The following is a 24,467-nucleotide window of genomic DNA, read 5'->3' on the forward strand; positions in this document are numbered from 1 at the left end:
GAGCACCTGGGGAACGTGACCGTGGAAGCCCTCGACGACGCCCGGCCCGACACCGGCAGCTACGAGGTCCTGCGCCGCCGGCTCGCCCGGTTCGCCGCCGAACTCACCGACCGCGCACAGGCGTTGAACGCCCGACGGGTCGAGGAGTTCGGCGGCGGGGAGCTCCGGCTCACCGGCACCGGGCGGCTCACCACCGCCCGGCCCTGCCTGCCGCAGGACCTCACCGCCGTCGGCGGCCGGCTGCTGCTCGGCACCCGGCCGGCCGAAGTACTGGACGGCGCCGAGGACTTCACCGACGTCCTCGGCCTCTACCGGCCCGACGACCTCTCCCCCACCGGCGGCGCCCTGCTGGACGACCCCCGGCTGCGCCAGGACCTCGCCGACCTGCGCCGCTACTTCCGCGACGCCCGGCTGGAACGGCTGCGCCCGGTCGGCGGCCGGCTGCTCGCCGTCTTCCGCACCGGCCCCGCCGCCGCCGACGTCCGGGTGCTGCGCTGGCGCCTGGACGAGGACCGGGCCGACTACCAGGACGGGCGCGGCGAACGCGACCACACCCCGGCCGACGGCCAGCAGCTCGACTGGACGCCGCTCACCCGCGACGACCAGCTGCCCGCCGCCCCCGGCAGCGCACCGCGCGCCGACCTCGCCGGGGAGGTCCACCTCGGCGTGGACGGCGGGCGGCTCACCCTCACCACCCCCGACGGCCGCGAACTGCACCACGAGCCGCTCGCCGAGGCCCTGCAGACCCTCGCCGACGCCCAGATCGCCCACGCCCGGCTCGCCACCCTGCTGCTGGTGCGGGTGCGCCCGTACCAGGAGGAGACCGTCCGGCACCTGGTGGTCCACCTGCCCACCGGCAAGGTCACCCGGATCGACGCCCTCGGCCGGGCCTGCCTGCGACTGCCCGCCGACCAGGGCGTCGCCTTCCCCGGCGGCTGCCACCTCGCCGACGGCACCGTGCGCACCTTCGACCAGCCGGTGGACGGCCTGGCCTACGAGCGCACCGTCCTCTCCCCCAACGGCGAGGACGTGCTCTACGAGTTCCGCTCCACCACCGACGGGCACGCGCTGCTCCAGCCGTACAACTCCGTCCGCCAGGAGGCCGCCACCCCGCTCGCCTGCCAGGGCTACGCGCTGCTCGACGACGGCACCCTGATCGCGCTGCGCCCCGCCGAGGACGGCCCCACCCGGCTGCACCCCGTCCAGCTGTGGCAGAGCCCGTTCACCAGCGAACGGCACGCCGCCGAACAGCCGCCCGGCACCGGCCCGTTGGCCCGGATCGGCAACGCCGACCTGGTCCGCGGCCTGGCCGACTGCCTGGCCCTCGCCCGGCTGGCCGCCGCCGGCGCCGACACCCCGGCCGGGCACCGGGCCGTGCTCGCCGCCTGCGCCCGCACCGCCGACCGGCACCACTGGCTCGGCCAGGACGGCCTCGGCGACCTCGCCGCGCCGCTCGCCGGGATCCGCGACACCACCCGGCAGGTGATCGCCGAGTACGAGGCGATCGCCCAGCTCACCGCGCACGCCGCGGCCCGCACCGAGGAGACCGCCGAGCACGTCGAGGGCCTGCTGCGCACCGCGCGCGGCGAGACCCTCGCCGACGCCGCCGAGTGGGTCGACCGGCTGGCCGCCCTGCGCCGCGCCCAGGGCCGGGTGGAGGCACTGCGCGACCTGCCCCGGGCCGACCCCCAGCGGATCGACGCACTCTCCGCACACCTCGCCGAGGGGCTGGCCGAGGCCGCCGGCCGGGCCGTCGGCCAGCTCGCCGAACCCGCGGCCTTCGAGCCGCACCGGCACCGGGCCGGCGAACTCGCCGAGCGCTGCGCGGGCATCACCACCGCCGCCGAGGCGGAGCCGCTGTCCGCCCGACTGGCCGAGCAGAGCGAGGCACTGCAGACCGTCTCGGAGCTGGTCGGCACCCTCGACCTGGCCGACGCCACCACCCGCACCGCGATCCTGGACCGGCTCGCCGACGTGCTCGGGCTGCTCAACCGGGGCCGCTCCACACTGACCGTCCGCCGCCGGGAACTGCGCACCCGCGAGGCCGCCGCCGAGTTCGCCGCCGAGACGGCGCTGCTCGCCCAGGCCGTCACCGCGGCCCTCGCCGCCGCCGACACCCCCGAGGCCTGCGACGACCGGCTCGGCCGACTGCTGCTGCGGATCGAGCAGCTGGAGACCCGCTTCGCCGACGCCGACCCCTCACTCGGCGAACAGCTCGCCGAACGCCGCACCGAGATCCACGACGCGCTCACCGCCCGCCGCCAGCACCTGCTGGAGGAGCGGGCCGGCCGCGCCGACCGACTGGCCGCCTCCGCCGAGCGCATCCTCGACACCCTGCACCGGCGCCTCGCCGCCCTCGGCACCGCCGCCGAGATCGACGCCGCCCTGGCCGCCGACCCGACCGCCGTCAAACTCCGCGACCTCGCCGGCCGGTTGACCGAACTCGGCGACACCGTCCGGGCCGAGGAGCTGACCGGACGGCTCCGCGCCGCCCGCGGCCGCGCCCACCGCGCCCTGCGCGACCGCGCCGAACTCGCCGGGGACGGCCCCGGCACCCTGCGGCTCGGCCGCCACCTGTTCACCGTCACCACCCAGCGCCCCGAACTCACCCTGCTGCCCTGGCACGGCCGCCCCGCCTTCACCCTCACCGGCACCGGCTACCGCGCCCCCGTCACCGACCCGGCCTTCGCCGCCACCGAGCGCTACTGGTCCCGCCCGCTGCCCTCCGAGACACCCGCGCTCTACCGGGCCGAGTACCTGGCCGCCAGCCTGCTGCTGGCCGCCGAACCGGGCGCGCTGTCCTTCGACGCGGGCTCGCTGTCCTCCGACGCGGACCTCCTGGAGTACGTCCGCCGGGCCGCCGAACAGCGACCGGACGAGGGCTACCAGCGCGGGGTGCACGACCACGATGCGGCGCTGGTGCTCCGCGCCCTGCTCGAACTCGACGCCGAGGCAGGCCTGTTGCGCCACCCGGCGGAGGCCCGGGCGGCCGCCCAGCTGTACTGGGCGCACGGCACCGACGACCGGCAGCGGCTGGTCTGGCACACCCGTGCCCGCTCGCTCGGCCTCGCCCGGCAGGCGTACGGCGGAACCGTCCCGGTGCTGACCGAGTTGGCTCGCGAACTCTCCGCAGCCGTAGCGGAGTTCACCCCCGGCGCGGTCGGCGCTGGCGACTACCTGGTGGCCGAACTCGCCGCCGCCGCACCGAGCTTCGCCCACTCGGCCGGGGCCGGCGCGCTGCTGGAGAAGTTCCACGCCGCCCCCGAGTCCGCCGGGCTGACCCAGGCCCTGGCCGCCCTCCCCGAGGACCCTTCGCTGCTCCCGGCACGGCGCCAACTGGCCGCCACCTGGCTGGAGTCGGCCGCCGGCGACGCCGACCCGGGCGACCGCGCCGAGGCCGCCGCCGTGCTGCTCTGCCCAGCCCTGCCGCGCCGCCCCGCCGAGGGCGCCGTCGGCACCCGGCTGACCGGACTGCTCGGCGACCACCCCCGGCTGACCGGCGGGTCACTCGACCTTCGACTGGACGAACTGCTCTCCCGAGTCCGCGAGTTCGAGCGGGTCGACGCCCCCGGCCAGCGCGCCTACCAACGGCTGCGCGGCGAACTGCTGACCGCCGAGCACGCCCGGCTGCGGCTCGACCAGTACCGGCCCGCGCCGCTCAACGGCTTCGTCCGCAACCGGCTGATCGACCAGGTGTACCTGCCGCTGATCGGCGACAACCTCGCCAAGCAGCTCGGCACCGCCGACACCGGCGGGCCGGTGGACCGCAGCGGCCTGCTGCTGCTGGTCTCCCCGCCCGGCTACGGCAAGACCACCCTGGTCGAGTACCTCGCCGAGCGGCTCGGCCTGCTGCTGGTCTCGGTCAGCGGCCCCGCCCTCGGCCACCGGGTGACCTCACTGGACCCGGCCGAGGCCCCCGACGCCACCTCCCGGCGCGAGCTGGAGAAGCTCAACTTCGCCCTGCACGCGGGCGACAACGTGCTGCTCTACCTGGACGACGTCCAGCACACCTCGCCCGAGTTCCTGCAGCGCTTCATCCCGCTCTGCGACGCCCAGCGCCGGATCGACGGCGTCCAGGACGGCGAGGCCCGTGAGTGGGACCTGCGCGGCAAGCGCTTCGCCGTGGTGATGGCCGCCAACCCGTACACCGAGTCCGGCCGGCTCTTCCGGCTGCCCGACATGCTCGCCTACCGCGCCGACGTCTGGAACCTCGGCGACGCGGTGGCCGGTCGGGAGGACCTCTTCGCCCTCAGCTTCGTCGAGAACGCCCTGCCCGCCAGCCCCCACCTGGCCCCGCTGGCCACCGCCGAACGCGCCGACCTGGACACCCTGCTCGCCCGCGCCTCCGGCACCCCCGGCGGCACCCTGGCCGGCGCCTGGCCGGCCGCCGAGGCCGAGCGGATGACCGCCGTACTGGCCGGACTGCTCCACCTGCGCGGCACCGTGCTGGCCGTCAACCGCGCCTACCTCGCCTCCGCCGCCCAGGACGACCGCGCCCGCACCGAGCCGCCGTTCCTGCTCCAGGGCTCCTACCGCAACATGGCCAAGCTCGCCCAGCGCCTCGACCCCGCCCTCACCCGGCCGGAACTCGACGCCCTGCTCACCGACCACTACCGGGCCGAGGCCCAGCCGCTCGGCGCCGAGGCCGAGGCCCAGCTGCTGAAGCTGGCGGAGCTGCGCGGCGCCCTGACGCCGGAGCAGTCGGCGCGCTGGGAGCAGCTGAAGCGCAGGTGGCGCGAGGGGGTGTAGCCGAGGCCGGGTGGTCCGAGGGGGTGCGGCCGAGGCGCAGGTGGCGCGGGGGGGGTGTAGCCAGCTACACCCCCGGAAGTGAACCCCTGGCCATTGAGCCACCCCCGCCCCGGACGGTGGGATGGGGATCATGAACGCCACCGACCTCGCCGTCGAACTCCGCTCCGTCCGCCGGACCTACCGGCGCGGGCCCGAACCCGTCATCGGCCTCGACGACGTGACCATCGGGTTCCCGTTCGGCACCTTCACCGCCGTCATGGGGCCCTCCGGCTCCGGCAAGTCGACCCTGCTGCGGTCGGCGGCCGGTCTGGAGGCCATCGACGGCGGCGAAGTGCGGGTCGACGGCACCGTCCTCGGCGGGCTGCGCGACAAGGAGCTGACCGTGCTGCGCCGGGAGCGGATCGGCTTCGTCTTCCAGTCCTTCAACCTGCTGCCCGCGCTGACCGCGGCCCAGAACGTCGCGCTCCCGGCCCGGCTCTCCGGCCGCCGCCCCGCGCCGGCCGAGGTGACCGCCGCACTGGCCGCCGTGGGCCTCGCCGACCGGGCCGGGCACCGACCGGCCGAGCTGTCCGGCGGGCAGCAGCAGCGGGTCGCCATCGCCCGGGCGCTGTTCGCCCGCCCCGCCGTGCTGCTCGCCGACGAGCCGACCGGCGCGCTGGACTCCACCAGTGGCCGCGAGGTGCTCGCCCTGCTGCGCGGGACGGCCGACGACCCGGGCCGGGCGGTGGTCATGGTCACCCACGATCCGGTCGCCGCCTCCTACGCGGACCGGGTGCTCTTCCTCCGGGACGGTCGACTGGCGGGCTCGCTGGAGCGGCCCACCGCCGAGCAGGTCGCAGCCCGGATGACCGCGCTGGAGGCCGGTGCGCCGGCGGCCGACGCGCTGGACGCCGATTCGCCGGCGGCCGGTTCGCTGGACGCCGACTCCCTGGACGCCGGTTCGCTGGAGGCCGTCGCATGCTGACCCTCGCGCTCGCCTCCGTCCGGCTCCGCTGGGCCTCGTTCATCGGCAGCTTCATCGCGCTGGCCTGCGGCGTCGCCCTGATGGCCACCTCGCTGCTGGTCATCGCCGCCACCGCCGACGTCCCCGACCAGGGCCGTCAGCGCTTCTCCCAGGCCCCGGTCCTGGTGACCGCCGACCTGAACGTGGACTTCACCCCCGCGAGCGGCGGCGACCCCCAGCCCACCCCGGTCCCCGCCCAGCCGGGCCTGCCCGCCGCCCTGATCACCGCCGTCGCCGCGACCGGCCCGACCGTCGCCGACCACACCTTCTACGCCCAGCTCGCCGACGGCCCGCGCGGCCAGGTCGGACGCGCCTGGTCCGGCGCGGCCCTGGGCGGCTACCGGCTCACCGCCGGCACCGCCCCCGCGGCCGACGACCAGGTCGTGATCGGCGGCGGGAGCCCGGAGCTGGTCGGCCGGCAGGTCCGGTACGTCACCGCCGACGGCCCGCACACCGCGACGGTCTCCGGCGTCACCGCGGCCGAGGCCTTCGAGCACGCCGTCTTCTTCACCGACGCCCAGGCCGCCCGCTACTGCCCCGCCGTCGGCGTGCTGGCCGCCTTCGGCCCCGTCGACGCGGTGCGCCGGGCCGTCGACGTGGCCGGCGGCGCGAGCGTCGCCCGGGTGCTCACCGGCGCCGAGCGCGGCCAGGTCGACCCGCACCACGCCGAGGTCAGCAGCCGGCTGGACGACGTGCAGACCCCGCTCGGCCTGTCCGCCGCGGTCTCCAGCGGCACCGCCGTGTTCGTGGTGGCCGGCACCTTCGCGCTGTCCATCGCCCAGCGCCGCCGCGAACTCGCGCTGCTGCGGCTGATCGGCGCCACCCGTCGGCAACTGCGCACCCTGGTCAACCGGGAGGCGCTGGTGGTCGGCGTGCTGGCCTCCGCCGCCGGGTGCGGACTGGGCGCGGCCGGGGCGGCGCCGGCCGGCCGCTGGCTGGTCGACCACGGCATGGTGCCCGCCGAGTTCACCGTCCCGGTCACCTGGTGGGGGCTGCTGGTCGCGGGCGCCGTCGGGCTGCTGACCGCGATCGGCGGCGTGCTGATCTCCTCGCTCAGGGCCGGGCTGATCAGCCCCGGCGAGGCGCTCGCGGACGCGGACGTGGAGCGGCGCTCGCGCGGCGCGCTGGTGTTCCGCTGGGTGAGCGGCCTGGTGGTACTGGGCGGCGGCATCGTCGCCCTGGTGCTGACGGCCCGCACCTGGCCGGACGCGGCGGCCAACGCCGCCGACTCGCTGGCCCTGCTGCTGGCCGTCGTGGCCGGCTGCGTGCTGCTCGCGGCCGTCCTGGCCGGGCCGGCGATCCGGCTGCTGACCGCACTGCCCGCACTGGTGGGCCGGCTGCGCGGGCGCCCCGCCGAGGAGGCCGGCGGCATCGTCTGGGCCACCGCCCGGCAGAGCTCGCTGACCGCCTTCCGGCGCACCGCGGCGACCACCACCCCGGTGGTGCTGGTGATCGCCTTCACCGGGTGCCTGCTCGGCAGCATCGACACCATCAACCGCGCGCAGGTCAGCGAGGTCCGCCACCAGCTGTCCGCCGCCGACCTGGTGGTCAGCCCGGCCGGCACCCCCGGGCTGAACTCGGCCGTGGTGGAGCGGGTCCAGGCCGTCCCCGGGGTGCGGGCGCTGGTCATCACCCCGACCTCACTGATGGCCGTCGACCCGACCGGCCAGGCCCTGGTGCCGCTCAGCGCCGCCACGGCGGACCCGGCCGCACTGGCCGAGGTCGACCGGCTGCCGGTGGTCGCGGGCTCGCTCGCCGACCTCGGCCCCGGCTCGGTCGCGCTCAGCCGCACCTGGCCGGGCTCGCCCCGGGTCGGCGGGCAGGTCGCGGTCCGGCTGGCCGACGGCACCCCCCGGAACCTCCGGGTCGCCGCCCTGCTCGGCAGCGGCGCCGAGACCGTCCAGGCCTGGGTGACCGGCCCGGACGCCGTCACCACCGGCGTCAACGGCCCCGGCGGCGTCGGCGGCCCGGCCCTCGCCGGCCGGATCGACCTGCGGGTGCTGCCCGGCACCGACCCCCAGCAGGCCGCCGCCGCGCTGCGGACCGCCGTGACCGGGCTGGGCGCCCGGCTCAGCACCCCCGAGGAGGTCTGGTCGGCCGCCTCCGACAGCACCGAACAGGCCGCCTGGGACGCCCTGTTGATGATCCTCGGCCTGGCCATCGGCTACGCGGCGATCGCCCTGGCCAACTCCCTGGTGATGACGGTCAGCGACCGCCGGCCGGAGCTCGCCCTGCTCCGCCTGGCCGGCGCCACCCGGGGCCAGGTGCTGCGCACCGTCGCCGTGGAGACCCTGATGTGCGTGGCCGCCGGCACCCTGCTCGGCGTGCTCGGCACCGCCATCAGCGTCGGCGGCTCCTGGGCCGCGCTGACCGCCCTGGTCGGCCCGACCCCCGCGATGGTGCCCTGGACGGCGATGGGCGCACTCGCCGCCGCCTGCGCGGCGATCGCCCTGACGGCGGCGGTGCTCCCGACGGCCCTGGCCCTGCGCGGCCGGGACGGGCAGCCCCTCCCGCGCGCCGCGGCGGGCGCGGCCTGAACCGGTCGCGCACCCGATCCTCCTCCCGGATCGGCGCGGCGATGGGGCTGACCGTGCGCTGATCGTGCGCGGCCGCGGGAGGCCCCGGTCGGATGGTCACCCCGTCCGACGAGCGCACGATCCGTTCCGGCGGCCCAGTCGCGCGTGGCGGCACCGGGAAGGGGAGCGGGTGCGCGGCTAGCGTTCCCGCATGGGCGTTCAGGAACTCGATCTCACCGGGCTGCGCCGGGTGTACGGGCGGCCGGGGAGCCGGTGGTTCTACCGCCGGGTGGGGCGCAACGCCCGGCACTGGGGGTGGACGGAGCCTGGGCAGTCGAAGTGGCGGCTGTGGCGGGCCCAGCGGCAGTTGGAGGACGTGCTCGGGCGCAAGCTGGCGCTGCCGGTGGGCGCGCGGGTGCTGGACGCGGGTTGCGGGGCGGGGGTGGTGGCGCGGGCGATGGCGGCGCGGTTCGGGCTGATGGTCACCGGGGTCGACGTGCTGGACTTCCACCTCAGCGAGGCCCGCCGGCTGAGCGCCCGGGCCGCGCTGGACGGACGAACCGCCTTCTCCTGGGCCGACTACCACGAACTGCCCTTCGGTGACGAGGAGTTCGACGGGGCGTACTCGATGGAGACGCTGGTCCACTCCTACCGCCCGGCCCGCGCCCTGGCCGAGTTCCACCGAGTGCTGCGCCCGGGCGGGCGACTGGTGCTGCTCGGCCCGATGGCCCCCGGCCCGCTGGAGGAACTCCCGTCAGCCGCAGGCGAGTTGCTCGAACCGTACCTGGACGCGATGTCGATGAACGGCGCCCGGTTCTACCACGCGGGCAACCTGCCGCGGCTGCTCACCGAGGCCGGCTTCGAGGTCGAGGAGGCGCTGGACGCGACCGCGTACTACCGGCCGTTCACCGAGGCCGTACACGCCTGCTTCCGCGTTCCGTGGGAGCTGCTGCGCCGCTGCGGCGATCCGGCGAAGTGGCTCAACCTCCGCTCCACGGTGGAGATGTACGCCATCCGCGAGTACGTCGTTTGGTACGTTCACACCGCCGTCAAGCCTTCGAGGTGACCACCGTCATGGACGAGCACTCCGCCCCGCTGCCGTACCCGAGCGGCTGGTTCTGCGTCGGCCGGGCCCGCGACCTGCCGCCCGGCCGGGTGCGCACGGCCCGGCTGATGGGCGAGGACGTGGTGCTGTACCGGACGCAGCGGGGCGCGGTGCGCGCGATCGGGCCGCACTGCCCTCACCTGGGCGCGCACTTCGGCGCGGGCGGGCGGGTCCGGGGTGAGGAGTTGGTCTGCCCGTTCCACGGTTTCGCCTTCGCCCCGGACGGCTCCTGCACCGGCTCGCCGGACGGCACCCGGTTCCGGGGTGAACTGACGAAGCGCCGACTGGTCGAACGGGACAGCGCGTTGTTCGTCTGGCGGGGCGGGCCGGACGGTGCCGCGCCCGGCTGGGAGCTGCCGCCGGCGGTCGGTGTACGGCCGCTGGCCTGGTGGAGCGGGGAGGTGCTCTCGCATCCGCAGGAGGTGCTGGAGAACAGCGTGGACTTCCGGCACGTGGCGGTGCTGCACGGCCTGGACACCCGGGAGACGGCGCCGCCGGAGCCGGACGGCCCGCTGTTCACCGTCCACCAGCGCACCACCACCCGGTTCCCCGGGCTGGGCGCGGTGAGCCTGGAGCAGCCGGTGGTGCTGGCCGGGCTGGGGCTGATGCGGCTGACCGCCGAACTGCCGGAACTGGGCAGCACGCTGCGGGTGTGGGTGCTGCCGACGCCGCTCGCGCCCTGGCGCACCCTGGTGCGCTTCGCCGTGACCAGCACCGTGCCGGTGCCGGGGGTCGGGTCGGCGAGGGCCGTGGACCGGGCCGCCTCCTGGGTGGCGCTGCGGGCCGCGGTGCGGATCATCAAGCAGGACCGGCCGGTGCTGGCGCACAAGCGGTACCTGGCGCAGCCGCGGCTCGTGCCCGGGGAGCGCTCGATCGGGCTGTTCCGGCGCTGGGCGCGGCAGTTCTATCCGGAGGGCGTCGCCGGGATCGAGGGCGTCGCGGGCGCCGCCGGGATCGAGGGCGCCGAGGGCATCGAGGGCGTCGCTGGCATCGAGGGCGCCGAGGGCATCGAGGCCGGAGACGGTGCGGGGGCGGCCAGCGACTCCCAGACGGGGTCGGGCAGCCCGGGCACCGTCCGCCCCTCCGACTGCCAGCGGCGGGCCAGTTCGGCGTAGATGGGCACCCCGGGGTCGGGCACCGGGTCCGGTTCCGGTTCCGGGCCAGGGCCAGGTTCCGGAGGGCGCCCCGCGCCTGGCAGGATCGTTTCTTCGGCCGGCCAAAGCCAGGAAGCCGGCATCACCCCAAAACTGCTCACATCCGCCCAACGCGCCCCAGGGGCCCCGGGTCACGGCCGCGTCAACCGGACGGCCCGCGCGTCCACCCCACGCGGGCCGTCCGACACACTGAAGCCCCGCCTCAGCGCCGCCGGCCCGCCGCCAGCAGCTCCGCGACCGTCGCCAGCTTCACCCGTGGCCGCCCCTGCGCCGCGCCCCGCTCGCGCTCCGCCCGGTCCACCGCGCGCAGTTCCCGCAGCCCCACCGCGTCCGGCCGGCGCTGCCGCACCAGCCGCTCGAACTCCGCCTGTCCCGCCGTGGGCACCGGCAGCGCCCGGGCCTCCGCGTCGTCCATCAGGGCGTCCACCGTCTCCCGCGCGCAGGCCCGGTTGGCGCCGATCCCGCCGGACGGCCCGCGCTTGGCCCAGCCGACCACGTACGCGCCGGGCAGCGCCCGGCCGGTGGCCGGGTCGACCACCCGTCCGCCGCGTTGGGCGACCGTCCCGGTCCGCTCGTCGAACGGCAGTCCGGGCACCGGCACGCCCCGGTGCCCGATGGAGCGCACCACCAGTCCGGCGCGCAGGGTCTCGCGCTCCCCCGTCGAACCGCCGGGCTCACCTTCCCCGGTCAGCATCGTCCGCTCGACGGTCAGCCCCGAGACCCGGCCCCGCTCCCCGGCCAGCTCGACCGGCGTCGACAGGAAGCGCAGCACGATCCGCCGCCCCGGCCCGGGTGCCGCGGCCGCGTCGTGGCGCACCAGCGGCAGGTCGGCGAGCAGCGCGGCCCGGGAGTCCGGTGCGGCCGCCTCGATCGCGGCCCGCACCCGCGGGTGGTCCTCGACCACCAGCTCGACGCCCGGCAGTCGGCGCAGCGCCAGGAACTCGGGGGTGCTCCAGGCGGCCTGCTCGGGCCCGCGCCGGGCCAGCAGCACGACCTCCCGCACCCGGCTGCGTCGCAGCGCGGCCAGGGCGTGGTCGGCGATGTCGGTGACGGCGAGCCGGTCCGGGTCGGTGAGCAGGATGCGGGCGATGTCCACCGCGACGTTGCCGTTGCCGACCACCACCACCCGCTCGGCGGACAGTTCCACGGCGTCGGCCGGCACCGTCGGGTCGGCGTTGTACCAGCCGACGAAGGAGGTCGCGGGCACGCTGCCGGGCAGGTCCTCGCCGGGCACGCCGAGCCGCCGGTCGGCGGCCGCGCCGACCGCGTAGACCACCGCGTGGTGGTGCGCGACCAGTTCCCGGTGGCTGACGTCGGTGCCGACCTCCAGGTTGAGGTGCATCCGCAGCCGCGGGTCGTGGAAGACGCTCGCGAAGCTCTCCGCGATCCGCTTGGTGGACTGGTGGTCGGGCGCGACGCCGTGCCGCAGCAGGCCGCCGGTGACCGGCAGCCGGTCGATCATGGTGAGTTCGGCGCCGGTGCAGCGCAGCAGCTCCTGCGCGGTGTACCCGGCGGAGGGCCCGGTGCCGACCACGGCGATCCGCAGGGTGCCCACCTCGCCCGGCAGACTGCGCGGGAAGCTGGGCGCGCCCCAGGCGTGGTCGTTGGGGTGGTCGCGGTACCAGTCGCGGTTGAGGTCGCCGAAGACGACGTCCGGCCCGCGCAGCCGGTCGACCGGGAACACCGCGTCGACCGGGCAGGCGTCCGCGCAGGCGCCGCAGTCGATGCACGCCTGCGGGTCGATGTACAGCAGGTCGGTGGTGCCGAACTCCGGTTCGTCCGGGGTCGGGTGGATGCAGTTGACCGGGCAGACGGACACGCACGAGGCGTCGTTGCAGCAGGTCCGGGTGATCGCGTAGGCCATGGCCGGGGGTGAGTCCTCGTCCTCGCTGGAGATGGTGGTCCGTCAGAGCATGTGCACGCGGCGGTAGACCGCCGCCGCACGGCTGGTGATCAGCCCGGTCTCGGCGAGGAACGCCATCAGGTGCCGGGAGCTGTTGCGCATCATCGCCTTGCGGTGCTCGTTGCCCCGCACCTCGTCGAGGGCCCGCGCGACGTCCAGCCCGGCGGCCTTGTAGACGCCCGGGTGCACCATGCTGCTGACGATGACGTACGCGCCGATCGCGATGCCGGTGGCCGAGGTGCGGCGGCGGGCCGGGCTCGCGTGGCGCACCCGCTCGCGGATCTCCTGCCGGGCGAACTTCATGTGCCGCGACTCCTCGACCACGTGGATCCGGGAGGTGCCGCGGACGATCTCCAGGACGTTCTCGCCGCGCATCCAGTCGCGCTGCATGACGTCCAGCACCTCCTCGGCCACCAGGATGCCGCCGTAGGCGAGTTCGCCCTTGGCGAGCGCCTTGAAGGCACGCCCGGCCTGGGCGATCACCTTGTTGGGGCGGTAGGCGGGGACGCCCATCTTCTGGCAGGCGCGGGCGAACATGATCGAGTGGCGGCACTCGTCGGCGATCTCGGTGAGCGCGAACTGGAACTCGGCGTTGGCCGGGTTCTTGAGGTATTGGTCGCGCAGCACCATCTGCTGGAGGATCATCTCGAACCAGATGCCGGTGTTCATGATCGAGCAGACCTCGTGCCGGGTGAGGGTGACCCGCTGCTGCTCGGTCATCTCGTCCCACAACCGGGTGCCGTAGAGGGTGCTCCACTCGGGGTTGAGGCCGTAGTGCTCCGCCGGGAGCGGGGCGTCCCAGTCGATCTCGGTCATCGGGTCGTAGGAGAGGGTGGCGGCCGACTCCAGCAGCCGCTTCGAGACGTCGTCGTCGGCCGCCGTGTGACCGTGATCCGCCGCCGCCTGCCGGGTGAGAGCCATGGCTGCCTCCTGGTGCCTGCCCCTGCGGGTTCCCGCTCACCCGCTTATTAGACGGACAGTACAATAAGAGCCGGTCCCCGAGAACCCCCTGCGCGGCGCCGAACCCACGCGGAGTCAGCGGCCGTGCCGGTCCGCGGCGTCGAAGGCGGCGAGGGAGAGCGCGCCGGGGGCGAGGGCGCGGTGGAGGGCGGTGAGCACGGGGGGCTCCAGGCCGCCGAGGGCTTCGGCGAGTTCGTCGGTGACGTCCTGGGCGATCTCGGCGGCCACTGCGGCCGCGGGGGTGCGGGGGCCGAGCTTGCTGACGGCCGCCGCGGCGCGGGCGGGGGTGAGCAGCGCGGAGGCCTGGACCAGGAGCCAGCCGGGGACGCCGGCCGCGCCCTCGGGAGGGGGGAGGTAGGGGCGGGCGCCGTCGTAGCGCTCGTCCTCGGCGAAGGCCTGCTGCTTGACCTTGATCACCGGCCGGGCGGCCGCCGACTCGTGCCAGGCGCCGGCGGGCTTGAGGACGTACCCCTCGGCGCGGTTGTCGGGCAGTTCGGGCAGGCCGAACAGGGCGGGCACCCGGGTGGGGAAGGCGACGGGCAGGTCCTGGAGGGCGTTCAGGGTGCCGCGCCCGAGCAGGGGTACGCAGGTGAGCCCGGCGGTGGCGGCCGCGGACCGGAGTTCGCGGTCGGGGATCCACCATCGGCCCTCGTCCGTCTCCACCGTGGCGTCGAAGGGCAGCCAGCGCAGCCCCGGGGCGTACCAGACGCCGGTCTGGACGGGTTCGACGCCGTCGGCGGCGGGCACCTCGGGGTGCGGGTAGCGGCCGCCGGCCAGCTCGCCGTACACGGTGACGACGGCGCCCGGGTGTTCCAGCAGCACGACCGCCGCGAAGCGCCCGGCGGCGACCCGGAGTTGCGGCCAGATCCGGCTGACGCCGAAGAAGGCGTCGAGGTCCTCGTCGCCGAGCAGGTCGCGCCGCTTGGCGGCCCGTACGGAGCTCCCGTCGCAGACCACGGCGAAGTGCGCGCCGTGCACCTTCTCGGCCGCGATCCACTCACGGCTGCCGGGTGGGCCGGGGCGCCCCTTCGCGGGGATCTTCGGATAGGGCGTCAGTTCGGGCCGGGAGTCGGACACGAACAGGATCCTCGCCGCAACGCCCCTCCCTGGCAACGGAGATATCCAGATCCTGTCCGGCCGATCTCGGCGGATCAGCCCGCGGCAGGATCGGCCGGTCAGGGCCTAGGCCACCCGCTCCCACAGCCCCGCGAGGTGGGCGTGGAGGAGTTCCTCGGCCTCCGCCTCCGTCCGGTGACCGATGAGGACATGGGCGGTGAGCCCGTCGGTGAGGGCGAGCAGGGTACGGGCCTCGCGCCGGGCGTCGAGGTCGGGGGCGGCCTCGGCGACGAGCCGGGCGAGCAGTCCTTCGAGGTCCGCGTAGCCGGTGCGGAGGCCGGCGGCCAGGGCCGGGTTGACGGCGGCGGCGGCGAGGAAGGCGAGCCAGATCCGGGCTTCGGCGCGGTGTTCCTCGCGGAGCAGGGCGACTTCGGCGGCGACGTGCCCGACGGTACTCGCGGCGGACTGGGCCGGGCCGGCCAGGACCCGGTGGTGGACCCGTGCGGTGAAGCGTTCGCCGATGTGGGCGAGGGCGAACCGGAGCATCTCCTCCTTGCTGCGGAAGCAGCGCTGGACGGCGCCCATGGAGACGTCGGCCCGGGTGGCGACGTCCCGCAGGGTAACGCCCTCCAGCCCCTGGGCGTCGATCAGCGCGCACACCGCTTCGGCGATGTGCCGACGCCGTTCCTCGTGGTCGACCTGCTTGGGCATCCGCCACCCGCCTCCCTTCCTTGCTCCGGCTTATTCCGATGCAAGCGTATCGGCTCGCCCACTATGGTTCCGATGCAAGCGCATCAGAACCCAGAGCCCGGAACTCCGAACCCATCAGGAGGACCCATGTGGAAACTCCCCGCCTTCGCCATCGCCGCCGCCGTCCACAGCGGCGAGGTGTCCGCCCGCGAGGTGGTGGACTCCCATCTCGACCGCATCGCCGAGGTCAACCCGCGGGCCAACGCCGTCACCCAGCTCCTCGCCGACCGCGCCCGCGCCGCCGCCCGGGAGACCGACCGCGCCCGCGCCGCCGGCGAGCGGCTCGGCCCGCTCGCCGGAGTGCCGTTCACGGTCAAGGAGTGCATCCGCGTCGAGGGCGTCCCGACCACCTTCGGCACCCCGCGCTTCCGCGACCTCACCGCCCCCACCGACGCCATCCCGGTGGCCCGGTTGCGCGACGCCGGGGCGATCCCGATCGGGCACAGCAACATGCCGACCCTGATCCTGGCCGGGATGCACACCCGCAGCGAGCTGTACGGCGACACCCGCAACCCCTGGGACGCCACCCGTACACCCGGCGGCTCCAGCGGCGGGGACGGCGTGGCAGTGGCCACCGGCATGGCCCCGCTCGGCCTCGGCGACGACTCCGGCGGCTCGGTCCGCATCCCGGCCGCGTTCTGCGGGGTCGCCGCGCTCACACCGACCACCGGCCGGTTCGCCGCCGACCAGCGCATGCTGGGCCCGGACGATCCCGGCCCGGCCTCCCAAGTCCTGGTCACCGACGGCCCGTTGGCCCGGACGGTGGCCGACCTCCGGCTCGCCTACGAGACCCTGGCCGGCCCCGACCCGCGCGACCCCCGCACCGTCCCCGCCCCGCTGTACGGCGAGCCGCTCGGGGGCCCGCCACGGGTCGCCGTGGTCGCCGACCCGGGCGGCCACGGCGTCCACCCGGCCGTCCGCCGGGCGGTCGAGGCCGCCGCGGCGGCGCTGCGCGACGCCGGCTACGAGGTGGAGGAGGTGCCCGACGTGCCCCGGCTCGACGAGGCACTGGAGACCTACCACCGGCTCGCCGTCACCGAGTTCGCCCCGAGCTGGCCCACCGTGCGGCAGCTGCTGGGCGAGGGCGGGGACCGCTTCATCGAGCTGACCATGCGCAGCGCCCCGCCCGCCGATGCCACCGGGCTGATCCGGCTGATGAGCACCTGGATGAACGTCCGCCGCTCCTGGACGGAGTTCCTGACGGAGCACCCGCTGCTGCTCGGCCCGGTCTTCACCGAGCCGCCGGTCGAACCCGGCCTGGAGTCCCGGGACCAGGCCGGACGGGACCGGGTCGCCATGGCCATGCGGCTCTGCTCGGTCACCAGCTTCGTCGGCGTCCCGGCCGTCGCCGTCCCCACCGGGCTGGACGCCGACGGCCTGCCCGCCGGGGTGCAGCTCGTCGGACGCCCGTTCCGCGAGGACCTCTGCCTGGCCGCCGCCCAGCACATCGAGGACCGGCTCGGCACCCTCACCCCGATCGACCCGAGGGGGTGACGGCGCGTGGTCGCGCAGCCCGGGGCCCACGTCGCCCCACCCTGGCCGGCCCTGACCAGCCGTCACGTCGGCGCCGCGCCCCTCACCCACCCGGACGGGAGCCCCTCCCCGTCGGCCGACCGCAGCGCGCCGACTACGCCTCGTATCGGCCCGAGCGCCCTGCGTGAGAAGATCACGCGAGGTCACCGTGATCCGACCCCGAGGAGTAGGCATGGCCGAGCGCCAGAACGGCACCGTGAAGTGGTTCAACGACGAGAAGGGCTACGGGTTCATCAGCCCGGAGTCCGGCCCCGACCTGTTCGTGCATTTCCGGTCGATCGAGTCGACCGGCTTCAAGTCCCTGGTGGAGGGCCAGAAGGTCTCCTTCGAGGTCACCCAGGGACAGAAGGGCCTGCAGGCCGACAAGGTCCGGGTCGAGCAGTAGACGCCCCGGCGGACCCCCGCGCGCCCGGTCGATCGCGACCGGGCGCGCGTTCCGTTTTCCGGGGCCGGGGCCGGGAGTGGGGGTGGGGGGCGGGGAGCCGGGCGGAATGGGCTCGGGCATAGCATTCACTCCCATTCCATTGCAACGATGCCTCGTCGGGGCATTGCATTACGCTCCAGCACATTGCAATGATTTACCGTCATCTACGTGCTGCTATCCAGATTCACGGCAGCTCACCGGTTGCCACTTCACCGAATGCAACGTAGCGTTTCCACTGTCAGAAACGACGGGCCGCAGGGGCCCGCGCCGCAGACCGAGGAGAGCATCATGCAGAAGTTCGACACCCCCGCCGCGATCACCGCCATCCTCGACGTCCCCGCCGGGCGCGTCCGGTTCGCCGCCTCCGAGCGCACCGACACCGTGGTCGAGGTGCGGCCCGCCGACCCCGCCAAGAAGCGGGACGTGGAGACCGCCGAGCAGGCCGTCGTCGAGTACGCCGACGGCGTGCTGCGGATCCACACCGCCGCCCCCGGGAACGCGCTGCTCGGCCCCGGCGCGCTGGAGGTCACCGTCCAGCTGCCCGCCGGCTCCCGGGTCGAGGCCCGGACGGAGAGCACCGAGCTGCGCACCGCCGGCCGACTCGGCGACGTCGACTACCGGGGCGCGTACCGCCGGATCAGCGTCGACGAGGCCGCGGGCCTGCGCCTCACCGCGGTCGACGGGGACATCGAGGTCGGCCGGATCAACGGCACGGCGGACATCAGCACTTCGCGTGGTGACATCCGGATAGCCGAGGCCGGGCCCGGCGCGGTGGTGCTGAGCACCCAGTCCGGCAGCATCACCGTCGCCGCCGCCGCGGGCGTCTCCGCCACCCTGGACGCCGGCACCGGCCACGGCCGGATCGCCGACTCGCTCCGGAACGGGGGCAGTGCGGAGCTGCGGATCCGCGCCACCACCTCGAACGGCGACATCACCGCCCGCAGCCTCTGACCGGCACCGGGCACCGGGCACCGGGCAGCAGGCAGCAGGCGGCAGGCAGCGACGGACGGTCGGGCGAGTGGGCGGCCCTACTTGGACCGCAGCGCGGTCAGCACGCCCTGCACCTGCTGGGTCATCGCCGGGGGCAACGCGCCGTACTTCAGCGACTCGCCCGTCGCCTGGCCCGGCGCGCTGACCGCGTAGGAGGCGAAACTCGCCATGACGGCGGCGCCCCCACCGCTCCCGCAGAAGTCGAGGTAGCCGAAACCGACCACGGGGTAACCGGACTTGACCGGCTTCTGGTAGTCGAGCTCGACCGAGAGCCTGCTGCCCGAGGCCGCCACGGTGCCGGTCGCGGCCATCGCGTTGGCGCCCGGGGTGCTCGGGGCGACGTCGCCGTCACCGGTCCGCACCCGGGCCGTGTGGAGGCTGCCGACGTCCTTCAGCGGCACGAAGCCGATCGACCCCATGGCTCCCGCGATGGCACCGGGGATGCCCGCTTCGGTCGCGCCGGCCCCGGTCTTCTCCCCGGAGTCCCAGACCGGGCCCGAATCGAACGGCCAGTCGGCGGGTGCCGCCTTGCCGAGATAGTGGGCGAAGACGAAGGCGGACCAGGACAGGCCGGTCGGGACCCGTACGTCGATCGATGAACCGGGCAGCACGGTGGCCGGGTTGAGTGCCCTGATCGCCGGATCGTTCCAGGTCCGGATCTGGCCCCGGAAGATCTTGGCGAGCGTCGGTGCGTCGAACACCAGATCCGTCACCCCCGGCACGTTGAAGACGACCGCGACCGGCAGCACCGCGACCGGGACTTGGGACATCTGTCCCGAGACGCAATGCCTGCCGAACGTACCCAGTTGGCTGTCGGGCGCCTCCTCATCGACGGTGGCGGCCTCGAGGCGGCCGGCGGCGAAGTCGGCCACGTTGGTGTTGCTGTACGGGTTGTTCGGGTCTCCGACGAGCGGGGCCCGGTAGCTGAGCCGGTTGCTCGGGCAGGCCTTGCCGAAGTCCGCCGTCCACTTCTTGACCAGGTCGGCCTCCATCCCGTCCGAGCCGACGACCGCCGTGTCGGCCGTGTCGGCAGGGGCGCAGGCGAGGCCCGTGGCGGCTGCGGACGGGCCGGCCTGCCCGGCCTGCCCGGACTGCCCGGTACTCGGCCCCCGGTCGTGCCAGACCAGATAACCGAGCGTGCCCGCCGCGGCGACCACGACGGCGGCCAGCGCCGAGCCGATCAGCAGGGCCCGGCGCGGGCGGGGGCCCGGTTCGTCGGCGGGGGACGGCGGGAGGTGCGGCGGGACGGCCGGCGGCACCGGCGGCTGCTCCGGCGTCGGGGCGACCGGGTTGGCGGCCGTCGGCGTCGGAATCGCCGGGGCAGCCGGTACGACCGGTGCAGGAGCCGGCACAGCAGCCGGAGCCACCGGCCCCGTCCGCAGCCGGACCGTCCGCTCCCGCGCACTCTCCGCGATGATCCTCAACAGCCCCTCCACCGTGGGCCGTTGCTCCGGATCCTTGGCCAGGCAGCCGGTGATCAGCGGGAGCAGCTCCGGCGCCAGCCCGGCGAGGTCCGGCTCCTCGTAGACCACCCGGAAGCCCACCGCGTGCGAGGAGTCGGCGCCGAACGGGCCGCGCCCGGTGGCCGCGAAGGCGAGGACCGAGCCGAGGGCGAACACATCGGTGGCGGTCGTCGCCGTACCGCTGCGGAACTGTTCGGGCGCCATGAACGGCGGGGTGCCGACGGCGACCCCGGTGCTGGTGAGCTGGGTCTCGCCGGCGCTGCGGGCGATCCCGAAGTCGATGACGCGCGGGCCGTCCTCGGCGAGCAGCACGTTGCCGGGCTTGAGGTCGCGGTGCACCAGCCCGACGCGGTGGATCTCCTGGAGCGCCTCGGCCAGTCCGGCGGCCAGGCGGCGGACCTCGGGCGGGGTCAACGGGCCCTGCCCGGCGATGCGTTCGCCCAGGGAGGGACCGGGGATGAAGAGGGTGGCCAGCCAGGGGGCCGGGGCGTCGGGGTCCGCGTCGAGGACGGGCGCGGTGAAGGCGCCGCTGACCTTGCGGGCGGCCGTGACCTCCTGCCGGAACCGGGCCCGGAACTCCGCGTCGGCGGCCAGTTCGGGCCGGATGACCTTGACCGCCACCTGGCGGCCGGAGACTGACCGGGCGCGGTAGACCACGCCCATGCCGCCCGCCCCGAGCCGGCCCTCCAGGAGGTACCCGCCGATCTCGCGCGGATCGTGTTCCGACAGGGTCACGTGCCGTTCCCTCCCCCAGGCGTGTCCGGCCGACCGGCCCAGCCTAAGGCCTGCCTCCTGGCTCCTGCCTTCCACCTCCTGACTCCTGGCTCCTGCTTCCTGGCTCCTGGTGGCGGCCCGGGTCGGCCGGGGAAGCCGGCTCAGCCCGTGAACCCCGGCACCACCAGTCCCGACTCGTACGCGATCACCACCGCGTGGGTCCGGTTCTGCGCCCCGAGCTTGGTCAGCACGTTCCCGACGTGGGTCTTCACCGTCTCCTGGCTCACCGTCAGCGTCTCGGCGATCTCCGGGTTGGACAACCCGGTGGCCATCAGCCGCAGCACCTCCTCCTCGCGCCCGGTCAGCGCCGCCCGGGGCAGCGCCTCGGCGGAGTCCAGCGGGCGGGCGGCGACCATCCGGCGCAGCGCGGCCGGGAACAGGATCGCCTCCCCCGCCGCCACCACCCGTACCGCCTCGGCGATCTGCCGGACCGGCAGCCGCTTGAGCACGAAGCCGCTGGCCCCGGCGCTGAGCGCGGCGGTGACGTAGCCGTCGTTCTCGAAGGTGGTGATCACCACGACCCTCGGCGGCTCGGCGGACTCCGCCAGCAGCTGCCGGGTGGCCTCGATCCCGTTGCGGCGCGGCATCCGCACATCCATCAGGACGACGTCCGGACGCAGTCGCAGCGCCTGCTCGACCGCGTCGACGCCGTCGGCGGCCTCCCCGACCACCTCGATCCCCGGCTGGACGGAGAGCAGGGTGCGCAGGCCGCTGCGGGTGACTTCGTCGTCGTCCGCGATCAGCAGCGTGACGGGGGCACCGGACGCGGTGCTCACACCGTCGCCCGGACCGGCAGCCGGACCGCCAGCTTCCAGCGCTCGGCCCCGTCCGGCCCGGCCGCGAACTCGCCGTGCAGCAGTCGTACCCGCTCGGCCAGCCCGGGCAGGCCGTGCCCGGAGGTCGGGAAGGCGCCGGGGCCGGTTCCGGTTCCGGTTCCGGTCCGGTTGACCACCCGCAGCTCCAGCACGTCCGGCGCCGCCACCACACCGACCTCGATCGGGCCGCCGGTCCCGTGCCGCAGGGCGTTGGTCAGTCCTTCCTGAAGGATCCGGTACGCCGCCCGGGAGAGCGTCCCCGGCACCTGGGCGAGGTCGCCGGCGAGGTCCGGGTCCACCACGGCGCCCGCGTGGCGCAGCCGGTCCAGCAGTTCGGGCAGATCGGCGAGGGTCCGGGTGGGTGCCGTGGCCGCGTCCTCCTCGCGCAGCACACCGAGCACGTAGTCCAGGTCCTCCAGCGCGGCCCGGGTGGACTCCTCGATGCTGCGCATGGCGGCCCGCGCCGCCGCCGGATCGTCGGCGAGCACCTCGCCCGCCACCGCGGCCTGGATGGTGGCCGCCGTCAGGGTGTGCCCGATGGAGTCGTGCAACTCGTGGGCGAGCCGGTTGCGTTCGGCCAGCGCCAGTTCCCGTTCGGCGGCCAGCGCGAGCCGCTCGGCGGCGGACGGTCCGAGCAGCCGCGGCGCCGCCCAGCGCAGGACCCCCGTCACCACCGCGCAGCCGGTCACCGCCAGCAGCACGCAGACGACCGCCGGCAGGCAGCTCCACCAGCCGTCCGGCGTCTCCACCGACCAGCCGAACAGGCTGAACCGCGCCTCACCGCCGAGCCGGCCGAACGGCAGGGAGAGGCCCATGAGCAGCAGCACCCCGCTCGCCAGCGCGCCCGTCCACCCCAGTGCCACCTGCAGCACCAGCCAGGCCGGCGTCCGCCAGCGGTCGGCCCCGGACGGCCGGCGCCCGGCGGCGGCCGCCGGCAGCGGCACCCCCAGCATTCGACGGGCGGACGCGACCAGGGCGCGCCGGGTGGTGCGGGCCAGCCCGAGCAGACCGGTCAGCACCGTCCAGAGCAGCAGGGTCAGGGCGAACCGCACCAGGTACGGAGCCGACGCCCAGCCGAGCGCCGGCAGGGCGGCGAACGGCAGCAGCGGAAGGCTCGCCAGCGCGCCGCAGTAGGCGAACAGTGCGCCCGTGTACGTGGAGCCGCGGAGCAGCGGCCGAAGTGCTCTGATCATGTCCGCCAGTATGTCCGGGCAGGTCAGCGGGGGCCTCCCCCGATCGGGGGAGCGCGTTTTCCCGCCTTTCCGCGATGTGCGCCGGGGGCACCGGCGCCCAGGATCGAGTCACTTGCTCACCGGCGAATCCACAACCGGCGAGTCCCAACCGGCGAGCCCCCGACCGGCGGACCCACAACCGGCGGACCCACAGCCGACGAATCCACAGGAGTCGACCCATGCGTGACCTGACCCAGCAGAAGCCCCGTTCCTCCCGGCGGCGGGGCGTGTCCGCCGCGGTGGTCCTCGGCCTCATCACGGCCGGCGCCCTGGCCCCCGCGACGGCCGTCGCCGCCAAACCGAACACCGTCCAGCAGGGCCTGAACGCCCTGGTGCGCTCCGACGGCCTGCCCGCCGCACTGGCGAGCGTCCAGGACCGTACGGGCCGCACCCGCGACTACACGGCGGGGGTCGGCAACCTGGCCACCGGCGCGAAGGTGCCCGAGGACGGCCAGGTGCGGATCGGCAGCAACACCAAGACCTTCACCGCCGTCGTCGCCCTGCAACTGGTCGGCGAGGGAAAGGTCAAGCTGGACGAGCACGTCGAGACCTACCTTCCCGGCATCGTGCGCGGAGACGGCATCGACGGGAGCCAGATCACCCTCCGCCAGCTCCTCCAGCACACCAGCGGGCTCCCCGACTACGAGGGGGACATCGACGAATCCGTCATGCAGCAGCGGTACTTCGAGCCGCGCGAGCTGCTGGACCTGGCCTTCCGGCACCCGGCCTACTTCGCCCCCGGGAAGGGGTTCAAGTACAGCAGCACCAACTACGTGCTGGTCGGCCTGATCATCCAGAAGGTCACCGGCCGGCCGCTCGCCGAGGAGATCGACCGGCGGATCATCCAGCGCATCGGCCTGCGCCACACCTACTTCCCCGCCACCGGGGACCGCGGCATCCGGGAGGCCCACCCCAGCGGCTACCGCCAGGAGAAGCCGGGCGGCCCGCTGATCGACACCACCGAGCTGGACCCCTCCGCGGGCTGGGCGGCGGGTCAGATGACCTCCACCGACTCCGACCTGAACCGGTTCTTCACCGCCCTGCTGGGCGGCCGGCTGCTCTCCCCGGACCTCCTCGCCCAGATGCGCACCACCGTCCCCATCGGCGACACCGGCGCCGGCTACGGGCTGGGGATCATCAGCCGGCCGCTGTCCTGCGGCGGCGTCTACTGGGGCCACGGCGGCGACATCCCGGGCTACGAGTCCCGCGGCGGCGCGACGGACGACGGCCGCGCCGCCGACATCACCGTGACCAGCATCCCGGCGGACGACGCGGTCACCCGGCACCTGGAGGACGTCGTGGACACGGCCCTCTGCCACTGACCCGGACCGCCCGGACGACTGTCCCCCGGCCCCGGCCCCCCGACGGCTATCCCCGGCCCCGGCCCCCGGCCCCTGGGGGACCTCACCCGTCGAAGTTGGACCAGAAGATCCCGACCCCCGCACCGTTGCCGTCCCGACCGACCAGGATGCTGTTCGCCGTGAAGTCACAGGTCGGGAAGACCAGGCTGTTGGCGCCGCTCTCCGGGTCGACGACGACATCGAGCACCGGCGTCCGGGAGCCCGCCTCCTGCTGCGCGGCGAACTCGGCCACGGCCCGGGCCACGGGGTCCTCCGCGTCCGCGAACCCGGCGGTCCGCCGGAGGGCCCCGCCGATCGCCAGGCTGTCCGGGGTGCTGGAGTGGATCGCCGAGGCGTCCTCACTCAGCATGTTGACGTCGTCCGACGCCTCCTCCCAGCTCGCCTCCACCAGCGCCTCCGGGGCGGTACCGCCGGCGACCAGCGCGACCGCGGAGACGGTGGCGCCCCGCTCGTCGTCCCAGTCGTACGCCAGGTACACCTCGTGCAGCCCGTCGGCGATGTCGTCGAAGGTGAAGTACTCCCCGCCGTCGAGCCCGCACACCGCGATCTCCCCGCGGCTCGACAGGCGCCCCGCCAGCGTGAACTCCCCCAGGAAGCCCGGATCGTCCTCCGAACCGTTCGCCTTCAGAACCGCTTCGATCGCTTCGATCATCTTCATGCCGGGGAGTGTGCCACCCCA

17 protein-coding genes are annotated in these 24,467 nt (G+C 75.1%); 9 read left to right on the forward strand and 8 right to left on the reverse strand.

Features of this window, described 5'->3' with window-relative positions; genetic code table 11:
* The first annotated feature begins 15 nt into the window (after nucleotides 1–15).
* The 5 genes from ACZ47G_RS19695 to ACZ47G_RS19715 all read left to right on the forward strand — a co-directional run bounded on the left by ACZ47G_RS19695 (nucleotide 16) and on the right by ACZ47G_RS19715 (nucleotide 10,488).
* Entirely contained in the window at nucleotides 16–4,749 is a 4,734-nt protein-coding gene (locus tag ACZ47G_RS19695; protein WP_465744288.1) for a DNA repair ATPase, read from the forward strand.
* Between the two features lie 130 nt (nucleotides 4,750–4,879).
* Nucleotides 4,880–5,713, forward strand: coding sequence for an ABC transporter ATP-binding protein (locus tag ACZ47G_RS19700; RefSeq protein WP_465744290.1), 834 nt, complete (start codon nucleotides 4,880–4,882; stop codon nucleotides 5,711–5,713).
* Nucleotides 5,707–8,289 (forward strand): ABC transporter permease, encoded by a 2,583-nt coding sequence (locus tag ACZ47G_RS19705; protein ID WP_465744292.1) that lies wholly within the window; start codon nucleotides 5,707–5,709, stop codon nucleotides 8,287–8,289. The genes ACZ47G_RS19700 and ACZ47G_RS19705 overlap by 7 nt, the downstream gene beginning before the upstream one ends.
* Nucleotides 8,290–8,479: 190 nt before the next feature.
* Nucleotides 8,480–9,334, forward strand: a complete 855-nt coding sequence (locus ACZ47G_RS19710) for a class I SAM-dependent methyltransferase (protein ID WP_465744294.1) — start codon at nucleotides 8,480–8,482, stop codon at nucleotides 9,332–9,334.
* Between the two features lie 8 nt (nucleotides 9,335–9,342).
* Nucleotides 9,343–10,488, forward strand: coding sequence for an aromatic ring-hydroxylating oxygenase subunit alpha (locus ACZ47G_RS19715; RefSeq protein ID WP_465744296.1), 1,146 nt, complete (start codon nucleotides 9,343–9,345; stop codon nucleotides 10,486–10,488).
* A gap of 241 nt (nucleotides 10,489–10,729) precedes the next feature.
* Here ACZ47G_RS19715 and ACZ47G_RS19720 read toward each other — a convergent pair whose 3' ends face one another.
* The 4 genes from ACZ47G_RS19720 to ACZ47G_RS19735 all read right to left on the reverse strand — a co-directional run bounded on the left by ACZ47G_RS19720 (nucleotide 10,730) and on the right by ACZ47G_RS19735 (nucleotide 15,157).
* A complete protein-coding gene (locus ACZ47G_RS19720) occupies nucleotides 10,730–12,391 on the reverse strand; it encodes a 4Fe-4S binding protein (protein WP_465744298.1) in 1,662 nt (553 codons plus the stop codon).
* Nucleotides 12,392–12,433: 42 nt separating this feature from the next.
* Nucleotides 12,434–13,351: an AurF N-oxygenase family protein gene (locus ACZ47G_RS19725; RefSeq protein WP_465744300.1), complete on the reverse strand. Its 918-nt coding sequence runs from the start codon at nucleotides 13,349–13,351 to the stop codon at nucleotides 12,434–12,436.
* Between the two features lie 114 nt (nucleotides 13,352–13,465).
* Entirely contained in the window at nucleotides 13,466–14,467 is a 1,002-nt protein-coding gene (locus ACZ47G_RS19730; RefSeq protein ID WP_465744302.1) for an RNA ligase family protein, read from the reverse strand.
* 105 nt (nucleotides 14,468–14,572) lie between these two features.
* Nucleotides 14,573–15,157, reverse strand: coding sequence for a TetR/AcrR family transcriptional regulator (locus tag ACZ47G_RS19735; RefSeq protein ID WP_465744304.1), 585 nt, complete (start codon nucleotides 15,155–15,157; stop codon nucleotides 14,573–14,575).
* Nucleotides 15,158–15,283: 126 nt separating this feature from the next.
* Between ACZ47G_RS19735 and ACZ47G_RS19740 the strand changes: the two genes are divergently transcribed.
* The 3 genes from ACZ47G_RS19740 (at nucleotide 15,284) to ACZ47G_RS19750 (ending at nucleotide 18,104) form a co-directional block, all read left to right on the forward strand.
* Complete coding sequence (locus tag ACZ47G_RS19740) at nucleotides 15,284–16,690, forward strand: amidase (protein ID WP_465744306.1); 1,407 nt, start codon at nucleotides 15,284–15,286, stop codon at nucleotides 16,688–16,690.
* A gap of 211 nt (nucleotides 16,691–16,901) precedes the next feature.
* The gene (locus ACZ47G_RS19745) at nucleotides 16,902–17,114 is read left to right on the forward strand and encodes a cold-shock protein (RefSeq protein ID WP_380461499.1); all 213 of its coding nucleotides are present in this window, start codon (nucleotides 16,902–16,904) and stop codon (nucleotides 17,112–17,114) included.
* A 327-nt stretch (nucleotides 17,115–17,441) separates the two neighbouring features.
* The gene (locus ACZ47G_RS19750; protein ID WP_465744308.1) at nucleotides 17,442–18,104 is read left to right on the forward strand and encodes a DUF4097 family beta strand repeat-containing protein; all 663 of its coding nucleotides are present in this window, start codon (nucleotides 17,442–17,444) and stop codon (nucleotides 18,102–18,104) included.
* A gap of 77 nt (nucleotides 18,105–18,181) precedes the next feature.
* Here the strand turns inward: ACZ47G_RS19750 and ACZ47G_RS19755 are convergent, their stop codons facing one another.
* The 3 genes from ACZ47G_RS19755 to ACZ47G_RS19765 all read right to left on the reverse strand — a co-directional run bounded on the left by ACZ47G_RS19755 (nucleotide 18,182) and on the right by ACZ47G_RS19765 (nucleotide 22,388).
* Entirely contained in the window at nucleotides 18,182–20,341 is a 2,160-nt protein-coding gene (locus ACZ47G_RS19755; RefSeq protein WP_465744310.1) for a serine/threonine-protein kinase, read from the reverse strand.
* A 140-nt stretch (nucleotides 20,342–20,481) separates the two neighbouring features.
* Nucleotides 20,482–21,156 (reverse strand): response regulator, encoded by a 675-nt coding sequence (locus tag ACZ47G_RS19760; RefSeq protein WP_465744312.1) that lies wholly within the window; start codon nucleotides 21,154–21,156, stop codon nucleotides 20,482–20,484.
* Complete coding sequence (locus ACZ47G_RS19765; RefSeq protein WP_465744314.1) at nucleotides 21,153–22,388, reverse strand: sensor histidine kinase; 1,236 nt, start codon at nucleotides 22,386–22,388, stop codon at nucleotides 21,153–21,155. Before ACZ47G_RS19765 ends, ACZ47G_RS19760 begins: the two co-directional genes overlap by 4 nt.
* A gap of 218 nt (nucleotides 22,389–22,606) precedes the next feature.
* On the opposite strand from ACZ47G_RS19765, the gene ACZ47G_RS19770 reads away from it, so the two are divergent.
* Nucleotides 22,607–23,749, forward strand: a complete 1,143-nt coding sequence (locus ACZ47G_RS19770) for a serine hydrolase domain-containing protein (RefSeq protein WP_465744316.1) — start codon at nucleotides 22,607–22,609, stop codon at nucleotides 23,747–23,749.
* An 82-nt stretch (nucleotides 23,750–23,831) separates the two neighbouring features.
* Here the strand turns inward: ACZ47G_RS19770 and ACZ47G_RS19775 are convergent, their stop codons facing one another.
* Nucleotides 23,832–24,446: a hypothetical protein gene (locus tag ACZ47G_RS19775; RefSeq protein ID WP_465744318.1), complete on the reverse strand. Its 615-nt coding sequence runs from the start codon at nucleotides 24,444–24,446 to the stop codon at nucleotides 23,832–23,834.
* Nucleotides 24,447–24,467: the final 21 nt, after the last annotated feature.

It is taken from the genome of Kitasatospora sp. NPDC030952, assembly GCF_055571335.1.

Excerpts from the sequence above, each read along its gene's own strand:
- ACZ47G_RS19765 (WP_465744314.1), bottom strand. The coding sequence starts at position 22,388 with ATGATCAGAGCACTTCGGCCGCTGCTCCGCGGCTCCACGTACACGGGC.
- ACZ47G_RS19700 (WP_465744290.1), top strand. The coding sequence starts at position 4,880 with ATGAACGCCACCGACCTCGCCGTCGAACTCCGCTCCGTCCGCCGGACC.
- ACZ47G_RS19750 (WP_465744308.1), top strand. The coding sequence starts at position 17,442 with ATGCAGAAGTTCGACACCCCCGCCGCGATCACCGCCATCCTCGACGTC.
- ACZ47G_RS19725 (WP_465744300.1), bottom strand. The coding sequence starts at position 13,351 with ATGGCTCTCACCCGGCAGGCGGCGGCGGATCACGGTCACACGGCGGCC.
- ACZ47G_RS19770 (WP_465744316.1), top strand. The coding sequence starts at position 22,607 with ATGCGTGACCTGACCCAGCAGAAGCCCCGTTCCTCCCGGCGGCGGGGC.
- ACZ47G_RS19715 (WP_465744296.1), top strand. The coding sequence starts at position 9,343 with ATGGACGAGCACTCCGCCCCGCTGCCGTACCCGAGCGGCTGGTTCTGC.
- ACZ47G_RS19705 (WP_465744292.1), top strand. The coding sequence starts at position 5,707 with ATGCTGACCCTCGCGCTCGCCTCCGTCCGGCTCCGCTGGGCCTCGTTC.
- ACZ47G_RS19720 (WP_465744298.1), bottom strand. The coding sequence starts at position 12,391 with ATGGCCTACGCGATCACCCGGACCTGCTGCAACGACGCCTCGTGCGTG.
- ACZ47G_RS19740 (WP_465744306.1), top strand. The coding sequence starts at position 15,284 with ATGTGGAAACTCCCCGCCTTCGCCATCGCCGCCGCCGTCCACAGCGGC.
- ACZ47G_RS19775 (WP_465744318.1), bottom strand. The coding sequence starts at position 24,446 with ATGAAGATGATCGAAGCGATCGAAGCGGTTCTGAAGGCGAACGGTTCG.
- ACZ47G_RS19745 (WP_380461499.1), top strand. The coding sequence starts at position 16,902 with ATGGCCGAGCGCCAGAACGGCACCGTGAAGTGGTTCAACGACGAGAAG.
- ACZ47G_RS19735 (WP_465744304.1), bottom strand. The coding sequence starts at position 15,157 with ATGCCCAAGCAGGTCGACCACGAGGAACGGCGTCGGCACATCGCCGAA.
- ACZ47G_RS19710 (WP_465744294.1), top strand. The coding sequence starts at position 8,480 with ATGGGCGTTCAGGAACTCGATCTCACCGGGCTGCGCCGGGTGTACGGG.